This is a genomic window from Sarcina sp. DSM 11001 (assembly GCF_900101015.1).
Lineage (GTDB): Bacteria > Bacillota > Clostridia > Lachnospirales > Lachnospiraceae > CAG-791.
In genome coordinates this window covers 96,762-108,957 of record NZ_FNFZ01000001.1, presented here as the reverse complement: position 1 = coordinate 108,957, position 12,196 = coordinate 96,762, and the positions used below count along the sequence as shown (strand labels likewise).

Here is a 12,196-nt window from a genome sequence, read left to right as displayed (position 1 = left end):
TCTGTCAGCGATCCATGATCTCTTTAAATGCCCGCACGTTCTCTATAATATTCCCTTCAAAGACCGCGGATCCGGCCACGATGACATTTGCGCCGGCATCCAGGCACATCTGGAGGTTGGAGGTCTTCACTCCGCCGTCGATCTCGAGATCGATCGCTTTCCCGCTGGCGTCGATCATGGCCCGCATGTCTTTGATCTTTTGTGTCATCGCGGGGATATAGGACTGGCCGCCGTATCCAGGGTTGACTGTCATCAGCAGGACCATGTCGAGATCGTCCAGAAGCCAGGTCAGCTCACTTATGGGTGTGTGGGGACACAGGGCAAGGGCCGCCTTTTTCCCGATGCTGTGGATATAGGAGAGGGCACGCTGAGGATGCCTGACCGCCTCAATGTGCAGGCAGATCAGGTCCGCGCCGGCTTCCGCAGCCGCATCGATGTAGCGGTCGCCGTCCTGGACCATGAGATGGACGTCAAAAGTCTTTTTTGTCAGCGGACGGATGCTTTTCATGACCGGGAAACCGAATGAGATGTTCGGGACAAACATCCCGTCCATCACGTCGACGTGTACATACTCCGCCGGAGACTCATCGAGCGCCCGGATCGCGTCGCCCAGCCTGGTAAAATCCGCACTGAGGATAGAAGGTGCTAACAGATTCATAAATAAAATCCTTTCGCTATTTGTATAAGGGCCCCTGTTGCCGTCCGGCGATGGGCAGTTGACACTATTCTCCTTTTCACTTCCATTTATTATGTGAGGTATCCTGTCCCTGCCTTATTATGCATTCTGTCCCCGATATCCAGTCCCTGAAAGAGCCCGGGGGAAAGTCTTCCTCCGGGCTCTGCCTTACATCTGATATACAGCAAACAACATTACTCTATGCTGCGCATTGTATGGTGCCGTTCGGGAACAGTTTCCAGATAACAGTTCCTTATCCTGCGCCTGCCGGACAGGTCTGGTGCGGGTCCTTATTCAGTGATGTCCGCTTTCCAGAGGCCGTGAAGGTTGCAGTACTCGTATACGGTGACCGGCTTGTCATCAAATACCGTAAACTCAGCAACAGGTTCCTCTCCGGGATTGAGATATTTGATCTGGACTCCCTTTTCCGTCTCAAGAGCGATAAATCCGATATAGTGCTCTTCGAGCATAGGATGAGCAACAGAACCGACCTCGACTCTGACCACGCCGTCCACGATCGCCACTGCAGGGACGTGCTTCTCTTTTGCACCGTCGGTATCATTTGCGCGAAGCTCCTTCATGGGCTCGCCGCAGCAGGAAGGGTCGCAGCCGCCCTGGTTGATCTTGATCACCATGCTGCCGCACTTCTTACATTTGAAAACTCTGAATTTTGCCATAATAATCCTCCTTATTAAAGCACAATGTTTCTTTTTGTAAAAGCTGTGAAATCCAGCCTGGGTTCAGGCTTCCATCCCATTATAGCTTATGTCTCCATGAAATAGAACAGGGAAAGGCGGCCTGAAATTATGAAATATTTTAAAACTAAAGACTGGTTTCCTGCACAAAATTCCTGTCTTCTGCCCCATCCTTGCATTACACGTCACATATGCACCGGTCTCCGGAAGCTTTTTCGTCTTTCATGAATAAACTGAGAATAAATCGAGAATAAACTGATGTCATGGAGTGGCCGGAAATGCGTTTTCCGTCACTCATCCGTCCCGATCCCGTACTGCTCGCGCATCTCGCGTTCGGTAAAGATGATCTCCTCCAGGAGCATCTGCGCCGACATGCGGAAGGCCCCTGCGCCGAAGATGATGACCTGTTCAATGGCATCAGATGTCGCCACGGTGACTCTGTATTTTTTAGCGAGGACATGGGCAGTCTTTTCGATATAGAGGTCAGCTGTCTCCGCCTCCTTTGTATAGACGACATCGATGTTGTGCCAGCGGAGGACTTCACCCTGACCGCCTGCCACCTTGTAAGCGTCAAAAACGAGGATGACCTTCTCTGACCGGTAGCCTGCAAAATTGGACAGGATATCCATCAGCTTGTCCCGGGCGGATTTGATGTCGCGAAGGGCCAGCTGCCTCAGATCCTCCCAGGCAAAGATGATGTTGTAGCCGTCGACCAGCAGATAGTGGTCCTGGGGCTGGACCGGCTTTATCTTCCGCTCCGGTCTGCTGTCCGCCCTGTCGTCAGCGCCCGTTTTTTCCAGGCCCCAGGGGTCGCTGGATTCTCTTTTTTTCTTCCGGGAGGAGTCTGACCCGAATCCATCTGGATCAAAAAGGCCGGACTCTGAACCGGCCCGGGACTTCACAGGTCCGTAGGTGCGTTCAAAGATCTGCATGAGTTCTTTTTCCGCTGCAAAAACGGCCTGCTGGCGCCGCCGGAAGGCATCCTCTTTCTTTTTTCCCGGATTTTTTCCCGGGTTTTTCCCCGGGGCGGAAACACCTGTCTGTGCTCCCCATGTCCCCTCCGGACCATCTCCCGGTAAAGATCGGTCAAATGATGATCGGTCAGGTTCAAGAATGCCTTCTTCCAGGAGCCTGCGCTGCTTCTCGCGCTCCTCGGCGGCCTTCCTGGCCCTCTCCGCGGCGATGTCCAGGGATTCCTCCTCGGTCATGGCGGGAGCCTCCTCCGGAAAGCGCCAGCCGGTGTCCACATGCATGAAACTGCGCACCTCATACCAGGGAATGATAGTGCCTGCCCCGTGGGAGCAGAAAACAGAGGAAGAAGGATTGCGCACATCCAGTTCGGGATCATAGCCGGAAGCAGCAATGACTGCTTCGGCATTTTTGCAGGGGATATAGCCGCTCAGAGTGCATTGCAGAGTCCCCGCCCCACGGGTATAGGCGGCTACCTCCTCCATGTAGCTCCCCAGCGTCGCGACCGTGACGATTCCCCGCAGCACAGCGTTCCCGGTCTGTTCTGAAAACTCCGGCTGTCCAAATGAGGCATCCATCTGCTGGAGGTCAGCCATGGCCCTGCCCAGATTGTCCTGAGGGAGCTCCAGCCGGAAATCATAGGCCGGCTCCAGGAGGACAGAGCGGGTCATCATCAGGCCCTGTCGGACAGCCCGGTAGGTCGCCTTGCGGAAATCTCCGCCCTCCGTGTGCTTGGCATGGGCGCGCCCCCCGATAATACTGATCTTCATGTCCGTGATCTCCGCCCCCGTCAGGACACCCCTGTGGCGGCGCTCCTCGAGATGGGTCATGATCAGCCGCTGCCAGTTGAGTGCCAGGTCATTGACACTGCACCGGCTCTCAAAGACCAGGCCGCTCCCCGGCTCTCCGGGCTCAAGGAGGAGATGGACCTCCGCATAGTGCCGCAGAGGCTCGAAGTGGCCGACTCCCTCCGCCGGTTCTGCGATTGTCTCTTTATAGATGATCCTGGAAGGGCCAAAATCCACCTGCATGCCAAACCGGTCCAGGATCAGCCGCTGCAGGATCTCCCTCTGGACCCGGCCCATGACCTGGACAGTGATCTCTTTTTTCTCCTCGTCATAGGCGAGGTGAAGCATGGGATCCTCCTCCTCCAGAGCCCGCAGCATCCGGTAGGCGCCATACAGGTCCTGACCGGGTGGAAGGATGAGGCGGCTCTGCATGACGGGCTGCAGGAGCTGTTCCGCCTCCGCCGTCTCTGCCTCCGCCCCCAGGCCCTGCCCTGCGCGGGTGGAGGACAGGCCGGGCACCGCGACAATGATCCCCGCAGGAGCCTCCTGCAGGGCTTCAAATTTTACTCCTTTATAGAAGCGCAGCTGGGAAGCCTTCTCCGGCTGCCCCTTCTCGTCGACACTTTCCGGAATAATCTGCCGGGGCAGGAGCGCTCCGCCCGTCACCTTCAGCCAGGTGAGCCTGGCACCGTTCCCATCGTGTGTGATCTTGTATACCCGCGCCCCGAAGCTGTCCCCGCGGACAGGTGCCGGCGCCAGAGTGTCCAGCATAGCCAGCAGGACATCGACCCCTTCTTCGTGCAGGGCTGACCCGAAGCAAAGCGGGAAGAGCTTCCTGGCAGACACCAGAGCCGCCGCGTCCTGCAGGGTGATCTCCTCTCCCTCCAGGAAACGCTCCATCAGGCTGTCGTCGCAGACCGCGGTCTCTTCCTGAAGCTCCGCGGAAAAGCCCCTGAACTGAACAGGCTCAGCCGGCTCCGCGCCTGTCTGACCGGCTGCTGATGATCCGCGGGATCCAGAAGCAGATTCACCGCGGCTCCCGGTCTTACTGCCGTCCGCTTCTACTGCCGAAAACGCCTCCTGCAGATCTACGCAGGCATTTCCCAGCTCCGCCCTGATCTGCCCGTACACGGCGTCCCGGTCCGCCCCCGGCTGATCCATTTTATTCACAAAAATGAAAACGGGAACTCCATAGTGGTCCAACAGCCTCCACAGAATCCGGACCTGACCGGTCACCCCGTCCGCCGCACTGATGATCAGGACCGCGTAATCCAGCACCTGAAGCACTCTTTCCATCTCCGTGGAAAAATCCGCGTGCCCGGGTGTGTCCACCAGCGTCCATATACGATCTTCGGCTGACACTTCCGCTGCAGGCACAGCTGACCGCCCTGCAGACACAGATGCCCGCCCTGCAGGAAGAGATGCCCGCTTTCCAAGTAAGGATGTCCGCTGTGCAGGATGCGTTGTAAAAGACGCCTGCTTGGAAAAAATCGTGATCCCGCGGTCCCGCTCCATGGCATCCGTGTCGAGAAAGGCATCCCCGTGGTCGACGCGGCCCGCGCTGCGGATCGCGCCCGTCCGGTGCAGAATTGCCTCCGAAAGTGTCGTCTTGCCCGCGTCAACGTGGGCAAGGAGGCCTATGCACAAATACTCTGTTTTTTTCTCATCAGTTTTCATATTTTTGACTATTCAGAAATTGTTTCTTTGGACAGGCTTTCCGCCAGCTCAAAGATGAGCCGCTCGCTCTTTTCCCAGCCCAGGCAGGCATCTGTGATGGATTTGCCGTAGCAGCCTCCGCCGATGTCCTGACGGCCGTCCTCGATATAGCTCTCCACCATGAAGCCCTTGACGATCTTCCGGATCCTGCTGCTGTAGCTGCGGCTGTTCATGACCTCTTTGAGAATCCTGGGCTGCTGGAAGGGATCCTTGCCGGAATTCTCGTGATTCGTGTCGATGATCACTGCAGGATTTTTGAGCTCCGGCCTCGCCTCGTAGGCGTCACAGAGCCTGAGGATATCCTCATAGTGATAATTGGAAAAATGCTCGCCGCGGCTGTTGGTGTATCCCCGGAGGATCGCGTGCGCATAGGGATTGCCCATCGAAGTCGCCTCCCATCCCCTGTAGATAAAGGTGTGGCTGTTCTGCGCCGCATGGATGGAATTCATCATGATCGTGTAATCTCCGCTGGTGGGATTCTTCATGCCTGCAGGGACTTCCATCCCGCTGGCTGTGAGCCTGTGCTGCTGGTCCTCCACGGACCTGGCTCCGATCGCCACATAGGAAAGGAGATCATCCAGATATTTGTAGTTTTCCGGATACAGCATCTCATCGGCGCTGGTCAGACCGGTCTCCTGGATCACGCGCATATGGAGCTCTCTGGTGGCGATAATGCCTCTGAGCATATCCGGTTTTTCCTGAGGATCCGGCTGATGCAGCAGGCCCTTATAGCCGTCTCCGGTCGTCCTGGGCTTATTGGTGTAGACCCGGGGGACGATCATAATATGATCCTTTACCTTTTCCTGGATATCGGCAAGGCGCTCCAGATAATCCATTACACTGACTTCATTGTCCGCGGAGCAGGGTCCTATGATCAGCAGGATCTTATTGCTCCTGCCGGAAAAGATCTTTCGGATCTCCGCATCCCTCTTCTCTTTGATCCTGTCCATATTTCCGGTCAGGGGATACATCTCCTTGACCTCCATCGGGATCGTCAGCTTCCTTTTAAAATCCATATTCATAACCAGATCTCCTTACGCTGTTCTTTGTCAGCGGTCTTTTGGTTTTCGTCTTTTGGTTTTTATCTTCGGTTTCACCCGGGTTATCGCGCAGAAAACGCATCCTTTTTATATCCTGTTTTTTTATCCTATTTCTGGATAAAATAGGAGTGCCTCTTTGTGGAGAGACGCATTTTGTCTTTCAGGCCCTCGCGGTCGTCGTTTGCCAGAAGATTCCGGAACTCTGACAGTTCACTGATAAAGGCATCCATATGCTGGAGCAGGAACTCTTTGTTCAGAAGGAAGAGTTCCGACCACATGTCCTCATTGATGCTTGCGATCCTGGTCAGGTCGCGGAAGGAATCGCCGGTATAATCGACCAGGTGGGTGTTGTCGTTACAGGTCATCAGACTGACCGCGATGACATGGGTGAGCTGAGAGACAAATCCGATCATCTTGTCATGTTCCTCCGGTGTCAGGACGGAGATCTTACGGAAGCCGAGGAGCCTGCCCAGAGCCTCGCACCAGGCTATACCGGAAGCGGTGTTTTTCTCAGTGGGGGCCACAATGAAGTTGGCTCCGCGGAAGATCCCGTCGTCCGCGTTCTCGACCCCGCTGACCTCACGGCCGGCCATCGGATGGGCGGGGACGTATTCCACATCCTCCCTGAGCATATCCTGGATCTCATAGACGACGCAGCTTTTCACACCGGTCACATCCGTGATCAGGAGGCCGTATTTAAAGAGAAACTGATGCTCCCTGATCCATTCCTTAAAAACCTGCGGATACAGGGCAAAGATCATCACGTCCGCCTTGCGGATCGCCGTCTCGTCCGGATAAGCATATCCTTTGTCAATGATCCCGTTTTTGACGGCATAATCGATCGATTCCTGTCTGCTGTCGATCGCTTCCACCTTGAACCCAAGTCTCTTAAGCCCCTTTGCCAGGCTTCCGCCCATCAGGCCCAGGCCTACGACCAGAATGTTATTATCGCTGATCCAGTTCATCATAATAAGTCACTCCTGTTCCGCATTGATCAGGGACAATCTGTCCCTTTTGAAAATAGTTTACTGTTCGCTGTTAAATTGAATCTATATAAAAACCTCAGAGAGGAAAAATCTCAGAGAGGGTGTTTTTATTCTTCATCGCGTAATACCCGTGTCTTCAGACGTGGGATACACGCGCAGAAAGGGAACCCCGCACGCGGGGCGCAAGACTCGTGAGCGAGTCTTGAATAATTGTGCGCCGTCCACCTTTAGAGTGACCGTCACTGCGGTCTGTCAGCCGCGGTAAATTCGATTCCGAGTTCTTTCAGCCTGTTAAAAAAATCCGGAAGGCTTTTTGAAACTGCTTCTGCTCCCCTGACCGCTCCCCCTGTCTTTGTGAGCAGGACAGAGAGAGCCATGACGATCCGGTGGTCATTGTGCCCGTCCAGAGTTTCCCGGGGACTGCTCAGACCCGGCCAGACCCGGATCTCATTTTCCATCCTTTCCACCCTGGCGTTCATTTTTTCCAGCTCCTGCTGCATGGCGGCTCCCCGGTCGCTCTCCTTGATCTCCAGCCTCTTCGTCCCGGTAAAGACGGCGCCGTTCAGACCTGCGGCCATCGCCATCAGGACAGGCCCCAGATCAGGGCAGTCAGAGATATCCAGCTCCGGGGTCCCCGCCGCAAGCTGTTCAAAACAGCTCCGGTAGACCTGGTCGCCCTGAAGGCTGTTTTCGCTCAATCCTTCCACCAGCACCTTTCCGCCGATCAGATTCAGAGCTTCAAAAAAGGCGGCATTGGAATAATCTCCCTCCACACTCAGATCCTGCGGCCGGTATTTCTGTCCGCCCGGGATCCTGATCACGCAGGGTGCCGGGCCGGCCGTGTCCGTTTCCTCCCATAAAACACTGACACCGAACATCTCCAGCGCCTGCATCGTCATCTGAATATAGGGCCGGCTCTCCACCGGCGGGACCAGCACTATCCTGCTGTCCTCATCCAGAAGCGGAAGGACAAACAAGAGTCCGCTGATAAACTGGCTGCTGATATTACCCGGGACCACATAATCTCCGGCTCTGAGCCTTCCCTCCACGGTCAGAAGACTGCCCTCTTTTGTAAATGTCAGTCCCTGGTCCCTGCAGATCTCCTCGTAGACGCCAAGGGGGCGTTTAAGGAGGATTTCACTTCCTGTCAGGGTGTTTTTCTGCCCGCTCATCAGACAGACCGGGACCATAAAGCGCAGGGTACTGCCGCATTCCCGGCAGGAAAGCTCAGAAGGATGCGGGGTCCGGCGGATATCCACTCCGCTCACTGTCACAGATCTGTCCTTATAGACGATACCGGCTCCCAGGGCCCGCAGACAGTCCAGCGTGGCCAAAATATCCTCTGACAGGTCCACATTTGAAATGACACTGATCCCCTCCGCACATCCCGCGCAGATGAGGAGCCGGTGCGCCATGCTTTTGGACGGCGGAGCGAACATCCTGCCCTCCGCCTTTGACGGTTTTATCGTAACGATCATCTTCTTTTCCTCCGGGAAGGCTCTTCCTTTAATCCAAAACCCGATCGCGAGTCTTTTGCAGCACGCGCCGACTGTCCGCAATGACAAAGGACTTCAAAAGCTGTATTAAAGCTGTATTTAATAAGCCTTTTCCCGCGTTCAGACTTGCAGCAGGGCCAGGATCTTTTCCGCCCCTTCTTCCGGTGATCCGTCATTGTAGATGGAGCCGTCACAGACCGCCCTGTAGATTGGATACCGTTTTTCCAGAAGTGCGGCGACCTTTTCCTTCGTATTGGCCAGAGGTCTGTCGTCTGCCGGCAGGATCTGGCTGAGCGGCCGGTCCAGAAAAACAATATAGCCATTCTTTTTCAGGGCATCCACATTCTCCCGGCGGAGCACAGCACCTCCGCCCGTGGAAATAATGAGGCCGTTTTCAGAGGCCAGCTGCCGGATCACCGCGGATTCCGCGTCGCGGAAGTAGGGCTCGCCGTCTTCAGCGAAAATCGAAGTGATCTCCCGCTGTTCCTGCCGGACGATCATGGCGTCAGTATCCTCCATCCTCCTGCCCAGTTTCTGTGCCAGGACCGTCCCCAGGGTCGTCTTTCCCGACATGGACATGCCTGTCAGGACAATGTTTCTCCTGGAATTCAGAATCTCCTGAAAAATCCGTCCGGCGACACCGCTGTCAATCTTTTTGTCCATGAAGAGTTCGGAAGCATAGACAGCCTGGACGACGAGCATGTACAGGCCTCCCTGCGCCGGGATGCCGCGTTTCTGTGCCTCCAGGACCAGGGTCGTCCGCAGCGGGTTATAGACGGCATCGATCAGGCCGCAGAGATCCGGGAAATGTCCGGGATCCAGAGGACAGCCGTCAATAGCCGGGAACATTCCGCACGGAGTCGTGTTGATGATGATCTGCGCGTCCGTGTGGCTTTCAAGCGCCTCTTCATAAGTGACAGTACCTTCCTCTTTCCTGGTCCGGCTGACCTTGAAGATCTGAGCCGCCCCCAGATCGGAGACCACGGCATGAGCCGTTCTGCTCGTTCCTCCCGTCCCGAGGATCAGGACCTTTTTTCCGGAAGGATCAATACTGTTCCGCAGGAGCAGATCCCGCATGCCGTAATAATCTGTGTTATATCCGTACAGCTTCCCGTCCCGGTTGACGATGGTATTCACAGCCCCGATCTGCCGGGCCTGGTCACTGATCCCGTCCAGATAGGGGATCACCGTCTGTTTGTAGGGGATCGTCACATTAATTCCCTTAAAATCCGCAGCCTCCAGGAAACTGCCCACTTCCTCAAGTCCCAGCTCCTTCAGCTCATAGGGATACGGCCTGCCAGTATAAGACCCGATTTTTTCGTGAATGATTTTTGAAAAGCTGTGGGGGAGGTGCTCCCCGATCAGTCCATATTCCATCCCTTTACTCCTTTTTAAGGGTGCTCTCACAGGCCGCATGGATTTGGCAGAGGCGGTCACCAACAGTGGCGTTTCACGATCCGCAGGGATCATTCCCCGTCTCCTGCCAGATAATCCGTGCCGTACCTCTGGGCGAGCACGTCGCACAGGACAAGCGCCGTGACACAGTCCGCAACGATCCTTGCCCTGTGTACAATAGCGGGATCATGCCTGCCGCTGATCACGATCTTTTTTTCTGTCCGGGTAAAAAAGTCCGCCGTATCCTGCTCTTTATAAATGGAGGGTGTCGGTTTGACCGCGCACCTGAACAGCAGGGGCATGCCGTTGCTGATCCCACCGTTGATCCCACCGTTGTGGTTTGTTCTGGTCGTGATCCTTCCGTCCTGTACGGCAAAGCTGTCGTTGGCATCGCTCCCCCTCAGATCCGAAAGAGCAAAGCCGTCACCGAACTCCACACCCTTGACTGCAGGAATGCTGAAAAGAGCATGGGAGAGGACACTCTCCAGAGAGTCAAACCAGGGTTCACCGATCCCCGCCGGCAGTCCCGTGACCGCCGTCTCCAGGATGCCGCCTACACTGTCGCCCTCTTTGGCAGCCTGCTCCATGGCCTCCCGCATCTTAACCGCGGCCTCATTGTCGAGGACAGCAAAACCGGTCCCGGACAGATTCCGGATATCCTCCTGCAGATCCATAAACCCGCGGTCCGGAATCCCGGCACACCTGGCAATATGGGTCCCGATCAGGATCCCTTTTCCCTCCAGGGCGGACAGGGCTATGGCCCCGGCTGCCACGAGGGCGGCTGTGATGCGCCCGCTGAAATGCCCGCCTCCCCGGTAATCCTCAAAACCATGATATTTGCAATAAGCTGTGTAGTCCGCATGTCCCGGCCGGGCAAGAGACCGGGTCCCGGAATAGTCCTTGCTCTTTGTATTTTCATTGGGGATCAGGATACAGACGGGAGTCCCTGTAGTAGCTCCGTTAAAAACACCGCTCACGATCCGGAAATGATCCGGCTCCACACGCTTTGTGGAGATCGATCCCGACGGCCTGCGCAGCCGGAGTTTCTCAGCGATCTCGTCTTCTTTAACCTGAATACCGGGCGCAAGCCCGTCCAGCACTACACCGATCTCACTCCCGTGGCTCTCGCCGAAAATGGTAACGGATACACTGTTTCCAAAAGTGTTTTTCATGTGCTTCGCAGCCCTCTCTCTTTTGTTCAACGGATAATTCAGCAGATCAACATCGATCATTCATCAGATCATCCGACAGATCACCATCGATCATTCAGAAGATTTTTTCAACGGATCATCATCAATCATTCAGAATCTCACTCAGCAGATCACCATCGACGCTTTTTCCTTCAGTTCCGACGCGTCCGCTTTTCTCATCCTGAAGGTCCCGATCCTGTCAGTCTCGATGACAGTGATCTTTCCGCTCTCCGCCTTTTTGTCGTGCATCATTGATCTGCAGACTGCTTCCAGATCCATATGACAGGAGGCGGGCAGGTGCATTTTTTCATAAATGGAAAGCAGGCGGTCCCGGATGTCCGGGCTGCACATGGGCAGCATTCCGATCGCCACGCATTCTCCGTGGAAAAGCGAACCGTCCAGAGCCTGGCTTTCGATCCCGTGCCCGATGGTGTGGCCGAAATTAAGGGCTTTCCGGAGCCCCTGTTCCTTTTCATCCTTTTCCACGACATCCTTTTTGATCTTCAGGGACTGCTCGATGATTTTTTCAATATTGCCATCGACATCTCCCTCCTCAAAGAGGCGGAAAAGATCCTCGTCAAAGGTCACCGCCATTTTGAGGGCTTCTGCCAGTCCTGCCGACACCTGGCGCCGGGGAAGCGTTTTTAGGACATCCGCGTCGATCAGAACCTTCCGGGGCTGGTAAAAGGCGCCGACGGCATTTTTGATACCGTTCAGGTTGACAGCCGTTTTCCCGCCGATGGAGGAGTCCACCTGGGAGAGGACTGTCGTCGGAATGTTGTAAAAATCAATCCCCCGCATGTAGCTGGCGGCCGCAAAACCGGCAAGATCACCACAGATCCCGCCTCCCACTGCCGCGACGCAATCCTTTCTGGTGAAGCCGCAGGAGAGCATCCTGGCAAGGAGCATTTCATAGCTCTGCAGAGTCTTGTGTTCCTCACCCTGCCCGATCGTACAGATGACGGGCTCTTTACAGGCGGATGCCAAAGCCTGCGCATATTGCAGAGGCACGCCGCTGTCCCGCACGATCAGCACCTTCCTCTGCAGGGATAGATGATCCCCCGCTTTTTTCAGGCATCCTCTTTCAATGACGATGTCATAACTGTTTACTCCCAGATTCACCCGCAGAGACATATCCTGTCCACCATCCTTCCATCAGGAATATCAGCTATTGCTCCCTTAATTCCATCTATATTTTCCGATTTTCTTATCCAGCTTATCTTTTTCGGCTGCTGTACACAGCCG

At 55.4% G+C, this 12,196-nt stretch carries 9 protein-coding genes; all 9 read right to left on the bottom strand.

Translation table 11 applies throughout. The features are described from left to right. Nucleotides 1–4: 4 nt before the first annotated feature. On the bottom strand, nt 5–658 hold the full coding sequence (rpe, locus tag BLT02_RS00390; protein WP_092990876.1) for a ribulose-phosphate 3-epimerase: 654 nt from the start codon (nt 656–658) through the stop codon (nt 5–7). Between the two features lie 308 nt (nt 659–966). Further along, nucleotides 967–1,353 carry a desulfoferrodoxin family protein gene (locus BLT02_RS00385; RefSeq protein ID WP_092990875.1) on the bottom strand — a complete coding sequence of 129 codons (387 nt, stop codon included), beginning with the start codon at nt 1,351–1,353 and terminating at the stop codon, nt 967–969. 308 nt (nt 1,354–1,661) lie between these two features. Beyond that, nucleotides 1,662–4,805 carry a translation factor GTPase family protein gene (locus BLT02_RS00380; RefSeq protein ID WP_092990874.1) on the bottom strand — a complete coding sequence of 1,048 codons (3,144 nt, stop codon included), beginning with the start codon at nt 4,803–4,805 and terminating at the stop codon, nt 1,662–1,664. 8 nt (nt 4,806–4,813) lie between these two features. Further along, entirely contained in the window at nt 4,814–5,866 is a 1,053-nt protein-coding gene (locus BLT02_RS00375; protein WP_092990873.1) for a 3-deoxy-7-phosphoheptulonate synthase, read from the bottom strand. Between the two features lie 125 nt (nt 5,867–5,991). Then, nucleotides 5,992–6,852: a prephenate dehydrogenase gene (locus BLT02_RS00370; protein ID WP_242869647.1), complete on the bottom strand. Its 861-nt coding sequence runs from the start codon at nt 6,850–6,852 to the stop codon at nt 5,992–5,994. Nucleotides 6,853–7,109: 257 nt separating this feature from the next. Then, nucleotides 7,110–8,348, bottom strand: a complete 1,239-nt coding sequence (locus tag BLT02_RS00365) for a 3-phosphoshikimate 1-carboxyvinyltransferase (RefSeq protein ID WP_092990872.1) — start codon at nt 8,346–8,348, stop codon at nt 7,110–7,112. 138 nt (nt 8,349–8,486) lie between these two features. Then, nucleotides 8,487–9,743, bottom strand: a complete 1,257-nt coding sequence (locus BLT02_RS00360) for a shikimate kinase (RefSeq protein ID WP_175453609.1) — start codon at nt 9,741–9,743, stop codon at nt 8,487–8,489. An 89-nt stretch (nt 9,744–9,832) separates the two neighbouring features. Next, nucleotides 9,833–10,933: a chorismate synthase gene (aroC, locus tag BLT02_RS00355; protein ID WP_092990996.1), complete on the bottom strand. Its 1,101-nt coding sequence runs from the start codon at nt 10,931–10,933 to the stop codon at nt 9,833–9,835. Nucleotides 10,934–11,074: 141 nt separating this feature from the next. Further along, entirely contained in the window at nt 11,075–12,085 is a 1,011-nt protein-coding gene (gene aroB, locus BLT02_RS00350; protein WP_092990870.1) for a 3-dehydroquinate synthase, read from the bottom strand. Between the last annotated feature and the right edge of the window lie 111 nt (nt 12,086–12,196).